Annotated in this window: 13 protein-coding genes; 7 read left to right on the top strand and 6 right to left on the bottom strand. The window is 67.1% G+C overall.

The genetic code is table 11. From position 1 onward, the window contains the following. The first annotated feature begins 40 nt into the window (after positions 1–40). Entirely contained in the window at positions 41–2779 is a 2739-nt protein-coding gene (locus E1263_RS15700) for a type 1 periplasmic-binding domain-containing protein (RefSeq protein WP_132168048.1), read from the top strand. Between the two features lie 187 nt (positions 2780–2966). On the opposite strand, the gene E1263_RS15695 is transcribed toward E1263_RS15700, so the two are convergent. Continuing rightward, positions 2967–3701: a response regulator gene (locus tag E1263_RS15695; protein ID WP_165956630.1), complete on the bottom strand. Its 735-nt coding sequence runs from the start codon at positions 3699–3701 to the stop codon at positions 2967–2969. Continuing rightward, positions 3698–5047, bottom strand: a complete 1350-nt coding sequence (locus E1263_RS15690) for a sensor histidine kinase (RefSeq protein ID WP_132168046.1) — start codon at positions 5045–5047, stop codon at positions 3698–3700. The genes E1263_RS15695 and E1263_RS15690 overlap by 4 nt, the downstream gene beginning before the upstream one ends. Positions 5048–5220: 173 nt before the next feature. On the opposite strand from E1263_RS15690, the gene E1263_RS15685 reads away from it, so the two are divergent. The 3 genes from E1263_RS15685 to E1263_RS15675 are packed head-to-tail and all read left to right on the top strand — an operon-like array spanning position 5221 to position 6408. Beyond that, positions 5221–5622 (top strand): M15 family metallopeptidase domain-containing protein, encoded by a 402-nt coding sequence (locus E1263_RS15685; RefSeq protein WP_132168045.1) that lies wholly within the window; start codon positions 5221–5223, stop codon positions 5620–5622. A gap of 28 nt (positions 5623–5650) precedes the next feature. Further along, positions 5651–6010, top strand: coding sequence for a hypothetical protein (locus E1263_RS15680; protein WP_132168044.1), 360 nt, complete (start codon positions 5651–5653; stop codon positions 6008–6010). Positions 6011–6021: 11 nt separating this feature from the next. Further along, complete coding sequence (locus tag E1263_RS15675; RefSeq protein WP_132168043.1) at positions 6022–6408, top strand: pilus assembly protein CpaE; 387 nt, start codon at positions 6022–6024, stop codon at positions 6406–6408. A gap of 1 nt (position 6409) precedes the next feature. Here E1263_RS15675 and E1263_RS15670 read toward each other — a convergent pair whose 3' ends face one another. After that, entirely contained in the window at positions 6410–7108 is a 699-nt protein-coding gene (locus E1263_RS15670; RefSeq protein WP_132168042.1) for a YqeB family protein, read from the bottom strand. 64 nt (positions 7109–7172) lie between these two features. On the opposite strand from E1263_RS15670, the gene E1263_RS15665 reads away from it, so the two are divergent. Next, positions 7173–8186 (top strand): ornithine cyclodeaminase family protein, encoded by a 1014-nt coding sequence (locus tag E1263_RS15665; RefSeq protein WP_132168041.1) that lies wholly within the window; start codon positions 7173–7175, stop codon positions 8184–8186. Position 8187: 1 nt separating this feature from the next. Further along, complete coding sequence (locus E1263_RS15660; protein WP_132168040.1) at positions 8188–9519, top strand: aromatic amino acid lyase; 1332 nt, start codon at positions 8188–8190, stop codon at positions 9517–9519. Here E1263_RS15660 and E1263_RS15655 read toward each other — a convergent pair. Continuing rightward, positions 9510–10541, bottom strand: a complete 1032-nt coding sequence (locus tag E1263_RS15655; protein WP_132168039.1) for an ABC transporter substrate-binding protein — start codon at positions 10539–10541, stop codon at positions 9510–9512. The two genes, E1263_RS15660 and E1263_RS15655, sit on opposite strands and share 10 nt — an antisense overlap. 179 nt (positions 10542–10720) lie before the next feature. On the opposite strand from E1263_RS15655, the gene E1263_RS15650 reads away from it, so the two are divergent. Continuing rightward, positions 10721–11371 (top strand): hypothetical protein, encoded by a 651-nt coding sequence (locus E1263_RS15650; RefSeq protein ID WP_132168038.1) that lies wholly within the window; start codon positions 10721–10723, stop codon positions 11369–11371. 31 nt (positions 11372–11402) lie between these two features. On the opposite strand, the gene E1263_RS15645 is transcribed toward E1263_RS15650, so the two are convergent. Together E1263_RS15645 and E1263_RS15640 are read right to left on the bottom strand one after the other, a co-directional pair. Next, positions 11403–12560 (bottom strand): NAD(P)/FAD-dependent oxidoreductase, encoded by a 1158-nt coding sequence (locus tag E1263_RS15645; RefSeq protein ID WP_202868898.1) that lies wholly within the window; start codon positions 12558–12560, stop codon positions 11403–11405. Beyond that, the coding region (locus tag E1263_RS15640; RefSeq protein ID WP_238161266.1) for an aldehyde dehydrogenase family protein at positions 12557–14137 on the bottom strand (1581 nt) is incomplete at its 5' end. The genes E1263_RS15640 and E1263_RS15645, both read right to left, overlap by 4 nt.

Here is a 14137-nt window from a genome sequence, read left to right as displayed (position 1 = left end):
TACGTTGTCCCCTCGACCGTGAGGATCTGGGGGAGCGGACATGGCCGTGCAGGTGCCGGACGGGTTCAACCGCCTGGCTGCGTCGTTGTTTCAGGTGTATCTGAGGGGAAGCCTGCAGCGCAAAGGCGACGAGTCGCAGCCGATCTTTGCCTGCATCCAGGACGAGCTCGACCTGGAGACGCAGGAAGAGCCGGACAAGCCGGCGGTCCCGGCCGTCCTGCGGATGTTGTCGGACCGGCTCCGGCCCGGCGGCGCGAAGTCGCCGGAGCTGCAGGTGCCGCATGTGCTGGTCGGTCTGGTGGACAAGTCGCCGGGCGAGGGGCCGGACAAGGAGCTCCAGCCGGTGTCGACGGCGGAGGTCGGCGAGCTGGTCAAACTCCTCGATCAGGCGACGGCCGGGCTGAAGGACAATCACGCGGGCGGCTACGACTTTCCCCGGTACGACCTGGTGCGCTGGCTGATGTCCCTCAAGCAGGGCAATCTGCGCCAGGCGATGTATCGGAGGGCTGTCGGTGGATCAGCCTCCGCAGACAGCCTGTGGGGGCGTGTCCAGCAGCAGTTGCCGTCCTGGCTTCAGGTGCTCACGCTGTGGCTGCTGCCGACCTACTTCTGGCTGCGGCACAGCGGTCGGGTGCCGAAGCTGTCCGGCCAGTACCGCTGGCTGCGGAACCAGTCTTACTTGGCACGCGGCGACGACAACCTGTTCGAACTGGCGCTGCGGCTCACCGAGGACAAGCGGAACCAGCAAGACCCGGAGCGGTTGGCCGGACTGCTGGTGAACGCGTTCCTGGAGGACCTGCGGTCCGGCTTCCGGCGGGTCGAATGGATCCACAAGCACCGGGCCACCCATCCGATCGTGCTGGTCGGACCGATCAGCAGGATCAACGGCGGCTATCTGCTCGTGCGAATGGTCGCAGAGGTCCGGAACGACACCCTGCGGTTCGACCCGCTGGTGCTGGTGACGATCGGACGCAAGGTTCCGCCGCGTGCGATCGAGACCCGCGAGGTCAAAGTCGACCGGGACATCGCGGCCTGGCGGACGCGGCACATGGAGCAGAGCCTGCGGCGCTGGATCGGCGCCTGGCTGCTGGTCTTCCCCATCGCAGGCAAGGCTGTCCCAGCGGTGCCGCGAGCGGTCGGCCGGCGCGCCACCGCGGCGATCCCGCAGAAGATGGAAGCGGAGAAGCGCCCGGAGTTCGCGCGGCTGCGGGGGCCGCTGTGGCGGCGGCGTACTGGTGGGTGGTTGATCATCGGGGCCGTGCTGGCTGTGCTGGCAGCGACGTACGCCGGGTTCGGCGTGCTGGATGATCGGCGGCATTGTGGCGGGGACGGCTTCCGGTGGCTCTTCTTCGAGGCCGTGGACACATCGGTGGCGAAGGTCGACGGGGACTGCGTGGGGGTGACCGACGGGACCAATGCGCTGCTCTATCCGAGTCTGTCGTTCGGGCCGGTCGGGGACAAGATTCTGGAGCAGAACTGGCAGACGGTCGAGCTGAGTAAGCGGCAGCCGGAGCGGCCGGTGATCACACTGGTCTTCATGACGTCGGCGAACGACCGGCTGCTGAGTGCGGGCGGTCTCACCGCGGAGCGGGAGCAATTGGCCGGGCTGGCGGTCGCGCAGAAGGTGCAGCTCGAGAAGCCGGCCCAGCGGTACGAGCCGATCGTGCGGGTCCTGATCGCGAACGCCGGGCCGCAGTTCCGGCACGCGGATCGGGTGGCCCAGCAGCTCGGCGCGCTGGCGGCGAAGGATCCGTCGATTGTGGCGGTGGTCGGGCTGGATGAGAGCCGCGAGTCGACGCAGTCGATGATCCGGAAGCTGGCCGCGGTCGGGTTGCCGACCGTTGCTGCCACGCTGACCGCGGACCAGATGGTCGACGTCAGCCGGATGTACGTGCAGATCAGCCCGCAGAACCGGCGCGAGGCTGCCGTCGCGGCGGCCTACGTGAACGACCGGCTGAAGAAGACCGGCAAGGACCCGTTCGGTCGCGCGCTGGCCCGCAAGCTGACCGTCTACAAGTCCGACGACCCGGCCGACACCTACAGCCAGAACCTGGCCAAGGACCTGGTGCAGGAGTTCCAGGCCGTCGGGATCCCTGGTGAAGCTGTCTCCTACAGCTCGCAGGGAACCGGTTTGAACGCTGCACAAGCCGGTCAGGACGCCTGCGACCATCGGGGCGAGATCGTGTTCTTCGCCGGCCGCGGTCAGGTGGACTTCCAGGCGTTCGTGGGTGGTCTGCAGGATCGGTGCCGGACCCAGCCGCCGTATCTGATCGGTGGTGACGACGTCACCAAGTACGTCGCCGACCGCGCGACGAGCCGGCTGAACCAGTCGATCCCGTTCCAGTACCTCGCGCTGTCGCTGGCCCCCGATCTGCTGGAGAACGCGACGTCGGAGTCGGCCGACTTCTACGGCCGGCTGGAGGAGATGTTCCAGTACGAGACCGACGATCGAGGCCGCAGTCTGGACGGTCACGCTGCGCTGAGCTACGACGCGGCGTACGCCGTGGTGCTCGCGACCAGTTTCTTGCGGCGCGACAGTATCGCGGTGAACGGCGGGACGGTCTGGTCCGCGCTGCAGTCGATCACCGACGCGGACGGCGCCAAACGCGGCTTCCAGGGGGTGACCGGGCGGATCGATTTCGGGGGCAGCGTCAGCCGCCGGGTGCCGGTGAACAAGCCGGTGGCGATCGTCACGTTCCAGCGTGGAAAACCTGTGCCCAAGGCAACCATCGTCTGTGGTGCGAAGTCCGAATCGCCGAGCTGGTGCCCGGTCGACTAGTCCTTCAGGATGACGGCAAGACCATCCTGTCGGCCGATGGGTGACGGCGATTCGCCAAGCATCCTTGAAGATATGACCGGGGACTTCTTACCTGAACGCCGTAAGGCTTCAGTGCTCAGCCAATCACTCACCGTTGTACTACTGCTTGGTGTGGCGGCTCTCGCTGCCTATCTGTTCTTGTGACGGACTAGGACTCCCAGCGCACTTCCGCCTCGCCCGGCCGGACCACTCCGGCCTCGTAGGCGACGACGACGGCCTGGACGCGACTCGACAGGCCGAGCTTGGACAGCACGCTGCTGACGTGGGTCTTCACCGTCGTCTCGCTCACGAACAGCTTGCTGGCCAGGTCGCGGTTCGACAGGCCGCGGGCCATCCAGACCAGGATCTCCCGCTCACGCTCGCTCAGCTGGCTGAGCATGCCGGCCCAGCGCGCATCCGGCTGCGCAGGCGCGGAGGACGTCGTACCGACCTGTCGTTCGAGCTCGACGCATCGCTCCAGCAGGACGCGCGTCGACGCGGGGTCGACCAGTGAGTCGCCGCGGTGCACAGCGCGGACGGCTGCCACGAGCAGGTCCGGATCGGTGTCCTTGAGCAGGAATCCGGACGCCCCGGCCCGCACCGCACTCAGCACATAAGCCTCGTCGTCGAACGTCGTCAGCACCAGTACGGCGGGCTTCGACCGCCCAGCCGCCTTGTTCGCGGCCGTGATGCGCTCGGTCGCGACCAGTCCGTCCATCACCGGCATCCGGATGTCCATCAGTACGACGTCGGGGTCGTACTGCTCGATCATCCGCAGCGCCTCGGCGCCGTCACCGGCCTGCGCGACCGTGGTCAGGTCGGGCTCGTGGTCGAGGATCATCGCCAGCCCCATCCGGATCACGCCCTGGTCGTCGACGACCAGGATCCGGATTTGATCTGTCAGTTCTGCGGCGGCAGCCATGCCTGCACTCTCCATCCACCCAAGGGGCCCGCTGCGACGGCCAGTGTGCCGCCGACCGCTGTGGCCCGTTCGCGCATCCCGATCAGCCCGTTCCCACGGCCGCTCTCGCTTCGCCGGGCGGTCTCCAGCACGTTCACCGGTGGTGGGCCACCGCTGCCGTTGTCGTCGATGGTGAGGAGCTCGCCCTGCGGACTACTCTGCCAGGTCACCCGAGCTGCAGTGGCCTTTGCATGCACCATCACGTTGGTCAATGCCTCCTGAATGATCCGTACGGCGGTCAGATCGGTGGCCGTGGTGAGCTGCCGCTGCCGGGTCGGCAGGAACATCGCGACGTCGATCCCGACTGCCTTGAGCCGCTCGCCCATCCGCGCCACGTCCTCCAGATCGGGAACTGGCGCCGTACCGCCGCCGGAGTCGTTCGGCTCGGTCCCCGGCCCGGCGTTGAGGACCCGGACTGTCTCGCGCATCGCGGTCAGCGCTTCCTTGCCGCTGGCAATGATCCAGCGGATCGCCTCGCGCAGGACCTCGGGTCGTTGGTCGGCGACCCGGTCCGCGGCCTGGGCCCGGATCACCACTGCGCTGACGTGGTGGGAGATGACGTCGTGCAGGTCGCGAGCGATCCGGGTGCGTTCGGCGACTGCGGCCTGCTCCGCTGCGGCTGCACGCAGGCGGACCAGCTCGGCGTTGCGCTGCTCCAGGACCGCCAGGTTCTTGCGGCGCCGGCGGGCGTCGGCGCCGAGCAGCACCATGCCGCAGATCAGGGCCTCGGCGAAGACGAACAGGGAGATGTTGACGTAGCTGTAGAGGCTCTGCAGATCTCTCGGAAGGGTCGCGTACCGCTTGCCGTACAGGACCGCGCGGTCGACATTGCTCAGCACGATCGCGACCACGGTCGGCAGGCCGATCATCAGCCCGGCCAGGCTGCCCATCGCGAAGAAGCCGCTGACCAGGCGACGGACGCCGTTCGAGGCGGCGATGTAGCCGGCCACCAGCAGCGGGGCCAGGTGGATCTCGGACTGCAGGGCGGCGTCGGCGATCCTCGGCTGGCCGAACATGGTCAGCCCGAGCTGGGCGGCCAGGCCGGTGCCGACCGCGGCGTACACGAGGGGGTAGAGGATTGCGACGGTGATCAGGGTCGTCCGCGGGCTCCGGCGGCCGAAGGCGATGGTGGCGATCAGGAAAACGCCGGTCACCGCCGACACCATCGGGTTGCGCGGCCGGAGCCAGCTGTCGTCGATCGACGCGAGCCCGACGAACCAGACGATGCCGACAACGGCAGCCACCAGCACATCCTGCTGGAACTGCGACAGGCGTCGCCAAGCGGTCATGTTGCCCACAGTAGTCAGTCGACTATGAGTAACGCTTCGTCACTGCGGTCGGAAAGTCTCCAACTTTCGGAGGAGTCCGTGCGTCCGATGTGGTACTCAGGGCCTACTCGTGGGCTCGGAGGACGGTCCCTGGGGCCGATGTGGCATCCAAGGAAATCCGAGAGGCTCTACCCATGACCGAACAGCTTCTGCCGCGGCCGCGCCGTACCGTGCGGTCCAGGTTGCTGTCGGTGACTGGAGTGGCCGTGCTGGTGACGGTGGTCGGGTCGGTTCTGATCTGGCACACGCAGCTGGGCGAGTTCTTCTCGTCGGAGGCTGACAAGGAACCGGTGATCTCGGGGGTCTCCGGCCCACCCGCCACCCTCCAGGCGAGCAAGCCCACGCAGGCCCCGACCAAGCCGACCGCCGAGCAACAGCGGTTGCTGGCCTCGGCCACCGCGTCGTGGCTGGAGAAGAACGGCTGGCGCTACGGCCTCTGCCGTCCCTACGAGAACGAGCCCTGGCATTTCGAAGCGTTGACCGCGCCAGGTACTCAATGCCCGCCACGTGCAGTCCGCGCAGCGGCCCAAAAATAGTCCACAGAACAGCACTCGGGAGCCGATCATGACGATGACTTACGCACAGCCGATGCCCATGCGCTACACCCGCGCCCGGCTCACCGTCCCTGCCCTGTGGCGCCAGGTGGTTAAGGGGAGCGAGCAGAGCATGCCCGAGCCGGACCGGTCGGTGTACACGCAGCTGGAGATCTATGACGGTGTACTGGCTGCTTTCGAGCGCCGGGACGAGGTCGCTGCGGTCCTGGGGGCCGCAGCGGACCGTCCGACCGCCGTACGACGGTTGCGCGCGGAGCTGGGGATGACCCACCTGCAGGCGACGGCCCTGCTCGACCTGCCGCTCACCACCGAGTGCCGGGACCGCATCGCTCTGCGGGCGGCCGAGTTGCGTACAGCGCTGGAGCGGTAACACTTGAATGTGTGATCACCCTGGAGCAGGCAGCACGGTTACGTAAGGCGGGTGTCCTGTGGACACCCGCGGCCGGCGACCGGTTCATGGTCCCGGACCGGGAGATGGACGACGACGTGTTCGTGGTGAGCGACATGACCGTCGAGGTGCACGACTATCAGGGCAGCAAGGTGATCGGGTTCAACGGCACGACCGAGTGGGCCCTGGACAGCATTGAGCAACGCGAGGTGATCTGGCTTCCCCGTGAGGAGCAGCTGCGCGCTCTGCTGGGCCCACACTTCCGCCGGCTGGAGGCCGTCGCGGACGGGTACGCCGTCGAGCTGACCGGGTCGACGCATTCCGCCGACGACGCCGAGCAGGCGTACGCGAACGCCGTACTGCATCTGCTCGCAGCGTGAATCAGCGCAGGGTGTTCGGCCGCCAGTACTGCTTCTTGTCCTTGTCCTTCACGGTGTAGCCGAGTTTGGCGACCTCGTCACGGAGCTCGCGCAGGTCGGCCTTGCCCTTGTCGCCGTCGTCGAAACTCTTCGCCCGTGCCTTCAGTACGGCGTTCGCTCCCGGCGGTAGCTCGGGCTCGTCCTCGACCCAGCGCCGGAACCGGGCTTCGTACGGATCGCCGCCGTCCGACCACGGATAGCCGTGCGCGCGGAACGCCGGCGGGATCTTGTGGGCCTCACTCTTCAGCTGGTCGTGCTTCTCGCGCGCCAGCTCCCGCGTCGTCGCGTCCAGCAGGACGATCTCTTTGCCGTCGAGGAACGCGGTGACGACCTTGTTCCGCGGCACGGCCACGGTCTTCTCGTTCTTCAGGAACTCCACCGACTCGTTGGTGATCGTCACCTTGAGGGTGTCGTCGAGCGCCATCGCGCCGAGCAGTAACCCGCCCAGCAGGCCGATCAGCATGCAGACTCCGCCGACCCACCAGGAGTTCCAGGTCGCGAGCACCTCGAGGAGCCGCTGCCACGGGAACCAGCGCAGCCCGGTCGCCCAGTCGGCGATCCGGGGGATGAAGAAGCCGAGGACCACGCCGGCCAGCGGCAGGGCGCCGTACAGGATGGCTTTGTCGGTGACCGAGTGCCCGATCACTGTCTTGCTCTGCATGCTTCGAAACTAGCGTTTGCGGGCGGAACTTTAGTATCGAAGCACGACGACTGAAGGAGACTTGGTGACCGAGGGCATCTGGCTGCGCTTTCTGAGCGGCCCCGACATCGACTCGCTGGGGCTGACCCGGACCGAGATCGTGGACGCGGTCGAGGGGGCTGTCCGGGAGCACGGACTCGGGCGGACTTCGTTCGAGCCACGGGTGCATCTGATGCCGTCGAACGGCGGGAGCGGTCACTTCAACGTGCTGCGCGGGCACCTGGACGGGTTGGGCGAGCACGGGATCAGCGGGGTGAAGGTGGTGGGCGACTTCGTGCCCAACTACCAGCGGGGGCTGCCCAGTGAGTTGGCGATGGCCACGTTGTTCGATCCGACGACCGGTATGCCGCTTGCTGTGCTGGATGCGACGTTTATTACCGCGGCTCGGACTGGGGCGATGACTACTGTCGGGGCGCGGTATTTGGCGCGGCCGGACAGCAAGATCCTGGCGCATGCGGGGGCGCGCGGGACCGCTTGGTGGAACGTGACGATGCTCGACGATCTGTTTGAGCTCGACGAGATCCGGGTGACGTCTCGGAGGCCCGAATCGCGGGAGAAGTTTGCGGCTGAGTTGTCGGAGGAGCTGTCTACGCCGGTACGGGTGTTCGCTACCGCTGAGGAAGCGTTCGACGGGGCTGATGTGCTCGTCGAGGCGACTCGGCTGATGGAGCCGGAGCCGTTGCTGCGGACTGCTGCAGTGAAGCCTGGGGCGTTTGTGGTGCCTTATGGGACGGTCAGCGCGGTGGAGCTGGATCTGCTGGATGTGATGGACAAGGTTGTCGTGGACGATTGGCGCGAGGCGCAGTCGGGGCGGTTCGGAGCGCTGCGGCGGCATGTGGACAGCGGTCGGTTGTCGCCGGAGACCTTGTACGGCGAGTTGGGAGAGATCGTGTCGGGACAGAAGCCGGGGCGTGAGAATGGTGCTGAGCGCAACCTTTTCTGGCATCGGGGGTTGTCGTTGCTCGATGTGGCGATCGCGTACTTGATCCTGCAGAAGGCCGAAGTTGCGGATATCGGCACGATGCTGCGGTTCCACTGACATGCTGATTGTGCGAGCCTCCGACGTCGACCCGGCGAGTGTGGAGCCGGTCGAGATCGCTCAGCCGCTGCTTGACCAGTTGGCCGCGATCCGTGCTGAAGTGCTTGCTGCGTTGGCATCTGGTGATCCCGTCTACGGGGTGAATACCGGCATGGGTGCCATGAGCAAGGTTCGGTTGACCGAAGCCGAGCAGCGCATTCACCAACGCAACCTCCTCCTCGGGCGAGCAGTCGGCGGACCTCCCTGGCTCCCGCCCGACGAGACCCGGGCTGTGCTCCTCGGCCGCCTCCGCACTTTCCTGAACGGCGACTCGGGTGTGTCGGTTGAGCTGGTGCAGAATTTGGTGGCCCGGCTCAACGGTGGTGACCTGCCGCGGATCCCCGCCGAGGGTGCCGGATCAGCCGGCGAGATCATCCCGTTGGCTCATGCCTTTGCAGGCTTCGAACCAGGTCCCAAGGAAGGGATCGCTTTGCTGGCCGGGATCCCTGGGGCGACCGGGCGGGCTGCGCTTCACGTCGCACGCGCTCGGCGGTTGGGTGACCACCTCACCGCGGTTGCTGCGGGGGCGATCGCGGTGGTGGGGGCTAACAGAGCGCCGTACCAGGTGTTGGTGGGGCGCGGGGATGACGTACTGGCAGGCGAGCTCAGCCGGTTGCTGGAGTTGGCAGGACCGGAGCCGGAGCCGCGGAGTTTGCAGGCGCCGGTGTCGTTTCGGGTTGCTGGGCAGGTGATTGCGCACGTACGGCGCTCGATCGACGATCTGGATGCGGCCGTCGGGCGGGCGTTCGATGGGGTGACGGATTCGCCGGCGTATCTCGGTGGGGAGCTTGTGGGGACGGCCGGCTTCCACGGGATCGACCTGACGGCCTATTGCGACCATCTCGTCGCGGCGTTGGCGCATGCGGCGGAGGTTTCGGCGGCCCGATTGCATCGGTTGCTGGATCCAGCCGTGACCGGGTTGCCGGCTCAGCTCGCGCAGGAGCCGGGGCCGCAGGCGGGGTTGGTGGCGGTGCACAAGCGGGCGGTGGCCACGACGCATCGGTTGCGACGGCTGACGTTGCCTACGGCAATCGGTACGGCGGAGACGTCGAATGGGCAGGAGGATGTCCAGACCTTCTCGTGGGAGGCCGTTGGCAACCTCGCGGAGGCGCTGCGGCTGACCCGCGAGGTGACCGCCTGCGAACTACTCGCGGTCTATCAGGCGCACCTGTTGGCGAAACGACCGTTACCGCCAAGCCTGCGGGCGGTAGCGGACGTCGTACTGGCGATTGAGGGTGATCGACCGTTCGGGGAGGATCTGACGCGGTTGCTGGAGACCGTGCTTCAGCCCTGACCAGAGACTGCCTTCTTCAGCTGGGCAACCAGCTCGGGCAGGATGAACTTGATGCCGAGCGGGCCGCCGATCGAGAACGCGCTGGAGAACTCGCCGCTCGCGGACGGGGTGTTGATCACCGGGGCGCCGCCGAAATAGGCGACGTGTTTGCCCTTGACGGCCGGAAGTGCGTTGTACAGCTGGTTCTTCTCGAGTCCGGCGTCGAGTTTGCCGGCGGTGTCGAGGGCGGCCATGTAGATGATGTCCGCGTTCGCCTTCGAGGTCTGCTCGGCCGGGATCGCGACATAGAAGTCACCGTTCTCCATCGCGTCGATTTGTGGGTTGGTCTTGAAGCCGAGCGAAGTGAGCAGGTGCATCCGCGGGTCGGACGGCAGCCAGGCGTTGACAGTCGCGTTGGAGTAGACGCCGGCCGTGATCGTCTTCCCGGCGAACTCCGGGTTCGCCTTGGCGGCGTCGGTGATCAGCGCCTCGGTCTGCTTGATCACCTCGCTGCCCTCGGTCGACGTACCGGTGGCCTTGGCGATCTCGGCGACCTGGTCCTGCCACTTCACGCCATACACGTTCTTGGTCCCGGCCGGGGCCGCGATGGTCGGCGCGATCGCGTTGAAGGTCTCGAACTCCTTCTGGTCGTTGATCGAGTTCACATAGAGGATCAGGTCCGGTTGGAGGGCCGCGATCTCCTCGAACTTCGGCTCGAACGACTTCACCAGCTTCGGCGCCGGCTTGTCGCCGAGCGCTGCTTTCACCCAGCCGCGCGTCTCGGTGTTGCCGAACCAGTCCGCGCCGCCGACTGGGACGACGCCGAGCGAGATCGCCGCCTCCATGTCACCGCCGCCGATCGCGACCACGCGCTGTGGCTTCGCTTTGATCGTGGTCTCGCCGAAGAGATGGCTGATCGTCACGGGGAAGCCCGCGGTGTTCGCGCCGGCGCTGGGCTCCGGGGTCTTGTCCTGACCGCACGCGGTGAGACTGGCCAGGGTCAGGACGACGAGCGCAGCGGCTCGGACACGAAGCGACTTCATAAGGGCAGCCTAACCTCACCCGGCCGCCGTCCAGGAGTAAGTCTCGTTAAGAAATCCAGCGCGACACGCGGGCTGCTATCGAGTCGTAAGTAGCCCGCACCCCTCCTGTGTCGTTGCGAAGGTAAAGCTCACCCCGTGGGGGTATCAGGTCACTGGTTGTATCCAGTAGCCTGACGCGCGTGCGGCCGATCTGGAGGAAGTCGTTGAAGCGGTTCGTCGTCCCACCGGACTGGCCGTCGCCGCCGCGCCGCAGTTGGGTTCCACCCAAAACCTGGCACCCTGACCCCTCGTGGCCGCCCGCCCCGGACGACTGGCAGTTCTGGGTCGACGGCAAAGGCCAGCCGGTCCGCGGTCCGATCGGCCGGTACGCCGGACCTTCGCAGCGCACCGTGTATGCGGGCGCCGGTGCGGGTGTTCTCGCGCTCGGCACTGTCTTCTGGGCGTTGTCCGCGGTCGGCCTCTTCGGCGGTGGCGCCGAGGACGCCGGTTCAGCGCACCTCGCCGAGACGTCGCAGACACCTTTGGCCTCCGAAACTCCCGTCGTACCGCCGCGCGTGCCGTCCCTGACGCCGAGCCGCCGCCCGACCGCGACGCCGACGCCGACCAAGATTCTCGTCGAGCCGTCGCTGCGGCCGACCAGGACCAAGACCACGAAGAAGCCCGAAGACGTCAAGCCGGCGACCACTCCGAAGACGACCAAAACGGTCAAGCCGACCCGCCCGGCCACGAGCCGGCCGCCGACTCGTGACGAGATCCTCCGCAAGTACTGCACCGACCGCGGCTGGCCCCCGGAGTGGTGCGTCCCCAGCGAAGACCCCGCCGAGCGCTGATCCGCCCGGCCGTTGGTTGGTACGGGGTGGGCTAGACGACGTTGCGTTCGGTGCGGTGGAGGTCGGTGGCGAAGCGGTTGGCGCTCATGGGACTGATGTCCACGAAGGGTTTGTGGCCCAGGTAGAGGTCTCGGATGATTTCGCCGATGGCGGGGCCTTGCAGGAAGCCGTGGCCGGAGAAGCCGGTGGCGTAGAGGAAACGGGAGAGGTTGTCGGCTTCGCCGATGAGGGCGTCGTGGTCGGGGGTGACCTCATAGAGGCCGGCCCAGCCGCCGGTGAGGCCGACGTCCAGGAGTGCGGGGGCTCGGCGTTCCATGGCGGTCGTGAGGCGGGGGAGCCAGGCGTCGGTGCGGTCGAGGTTGAAGCCCGGGAGTTCGTCGGGGTCGGACATGCCGATCAGGAGACCGGGGCCCTCGTGGTGGAAGTAGAGGGTGCTGGTGAAGTCGATGGTCATCGGCATGGTGGGCGGGAGGTTGGGGATCGCCTCGGTGACCACGATCTGGCGGCGGATCGGGGTGACGGGGAGGTTGAGGCCCAGGGGCTCGGCCAAGGCCTGTGACCAGGCGCCCGCGGCGCAGATCACCGTGCTGGTACGGACAGCGCCGAGGCTGGTGCGGACCGAGGTGATGTTGTTACCGGTGGCATCGATGCCGAGGACGTCGCAGCTGGTGACAAGAGTGGCGCCGAGGCGACGGGCTGCCGTTGCATACCCCAGTACGACGGACTCTGGCGTGCAGTAGCCGTCTGTCGGCGAGAAGCAGCCGCCGGCCAGGCCGTCCGGCGCGAGGATCGGTGCCAGCGCCATGGTCTCGTCGAGCCCGACCATGCGGGTCGGCAGGCCGACTGCGCGTTGGCGGATCGTGCTCTCGCGGAAGAGTTCGAGCTGATCATCGTTCTCCAGCAGGAAGAGATAGCCGACCCGATGCAGGTCGATCTCCTGACCGGGGCGTTGCGCGAAGTTCGCGAACGCCTCGAGACTGCGGGCGCCGAGCGCGATGTTCAGGTCGTCGGAAAAGTTCGCCCGTACGCCGCCGGCTGCCTTTGACGTCGAGCCGGATCCGAGCGCATTCCGCTCAAGCAGCAGTACGCGCTCGACCCCGGCTTCGGCCAGGTGGAACGCGATACTCGTCCCCATCACCCCGCCGCCGACGATCACCACGTCGGCGGCTTCCGGCAGTGCGTTGTTCATGGCAGCAAGTAGTCCAAATCGGCTTCGACGGTCTCGGTATCCATCTGGGCCTTCTGCAGCTTGCCGGAGTAGTCCCAGTTCATCGACTGCCAGCGGGTGAACTGGTCGAGCACCCAGATCCCGCTCTGCCGCGAACCGTTGCCAGACTTGCCGTTCCCGCCGAAGGGTAGGTGCGCCTCGGCACCGGAAGTCGAGTTGTTGACGCTGACCATGCCGGCTGAGATCCCCTGCGCGAACCGGAACGCCTCGTTCGGGTCGGTCGTGTAGATCGAGCTGGACAACCCGTACCCCGGCTTGTTGCCCAAGGCAATCGCCTCGGGCAAGGTCGAGTACGTCGTGATGCCGACGATCGGACCGAAGGTCTCGTTCAGGAACAGTTCGTCGTCGGAGCGCACCCCGTCGACGACCACCGGGTGGTAGAACAACCCGGCTTCGGGGTCGCCAACAAACCCTTCCCGTGGGTTGTCCGCGCCGACCCGGCCGGTCGCGCCGATCACGGTGTGATGCGCAGCGATCCAGCCCAGCGACTTCTCGAAGCCAGCCGCGAATTTCTCGTCCAGCAACGGCCCGAACAACACGTCCTGCGTGGGATCGCCCATCGCCGCGCCCGCAACCGCAGCCGTGAACCGCTCCACGAAAGCATCGTGGATGGACTCATGCACGATCACCGTGCCGAGCGACGTACAGCGTTGTCCTGCAGTGCCGAAGCCGGAGAACAGTGCGCCTTCGACGGCCAGGTCGAGGTCGGCGCTCGCGCTGATCACCATCGGGTTCTTGCCGCCGAGCTCCAGGCACGGCGTCTGCAGGTGCCGGCCGCAGAGCTCGCCGATCTGGGTTCCGACCGCGCTCGATCCGGTGAAGCCGACCTTGTCGATCAGCCCCGCTTGCAGCGACTGCTCCAAACCCGCGAACGTGTCCGGACCGTCGGCGTACACGACGTTGAAGACGCCGTTCGGTACGCCGGCATGGGCGAACAGCTCGTAGAACGCGTCGGACATGATCGCGGAGTACTCGGCAGGCTTCCAGACGACCGTGTTGCCGCAGAGCAGCGCCGGGACGATGTACCAGGACGGTACGGCGACCGGGAAGTTGCCGGCGGTGATGATCGCCACCGTCCCGATCGGGCGGCGGAAGGTGAACAGCTGCTTGTCCGGCATCTCGGACGGAACCGTCTGCCCGTACAGGCGACGCCCCTCGCCGATGAAGAAGTCGCAGGTGTCGATGATCTCCTGGACCTCGCCGCGTGCCTCGGCGATCGGCTTCCCGATCTCCCGCGTGACGAGTTGAGCCAGACGCTCCTTGTTGGCGGTCATCAGCCGGCCGACGTTCGCGATCACCTGACCGCGCTGCGGTGCCGGCGTCGCCGCCCACGCGCCCTGCGCCGAGCGAGCCGCCTCAGCCGCCCGCACAAACACCTCGGGGCCCGCGCTGCCCACTGTCCCGACGACATCGCTCAACCGCGCCGGGTTCGTCGACTCAGTACGCCGTACCGTCTCCACAACCCGCTCGCCCGCCACCACGGAAAGCACCTCGACACCCATCAATTTCCCCTCAGCTAGTTGATCACCCCCACCCTC

Source organism: Kribbella antibiotica, from assembly GCF_004349055.1.
In the GTDB taxonomy this organism is placed as follows: domain Bacteria; phylum Actinomycetota; class Actinomycetes; order Propionibacteriales; family Kribbellaceae; genus Kribbella; species Kribbella antibiotica.
The sequence above is the reverse complement of the archived record's forward strand: the minus strand, read 5'-3'. Positions and strand labels throughout refer to the sequence as shown.

Excerpts from the sequence above, each read along its gene's own strand:
- E1263_RS15700 (WP_132168048.1), top strand. The coding sequence starts at position 41 with ATGGCCGTGCAGGTGCCGGACGGGTTCAACCGCCTGGCTGCGTCGTTG.
- E1263_RS15690 (WP_132168046.1), bottom strand. The coding sequence starts at position 5,047 with ATGACCGCTTGGCGACGCCTGTCGCAGTTCCAGCAGGATGTGCTGGTG.
- E1263_RS15685 (WP_132168045.1), top strand. The coding sequence starts at position 5,221 with ATGACCGAACAGCTTCTGCCGCGGCCGCGCCGTACCGTGCGGTCCAGG.
- E1263_RS15680 (WP_132168044.1), top strand. The coding sequence starts at position 5,651 with ATGACGATGACTTACGCACAGCCGATGCCCATGCGCTACACCCGCGCC.
- E1263_RS15670 (WP_132168042.1), bottom strand. The coding sequence starts at position 7,108 with ATGCAGAGCAAGACAGTGATCGGGCACTCGGTCACCGACAAAGCCATC.
- E1263_RS15660 (WP_132168040.1), top strand. The coding sequence starts at position 8,188 with ATGCTGATTGTGCGAGCCTCCGACGTCGACCCGGCGAGTGTGGAGCCG.
- E1263_RS15655 (WP_132168039.1), bottom strand. The coding sequence starts at position 10,541 with ATGAAGTCGCTTCGTGTCCGAGCCGCTGCGCTCGTCGTCCTGACCCTG.
- E1263_RS15645 (WP_202868898.1), bottom strand. The coding sequence starts at position 12,560 with ATGAACAACGCACTGCCGGAAGCCGCCGACGTGGTGATCGTCGGCGGC.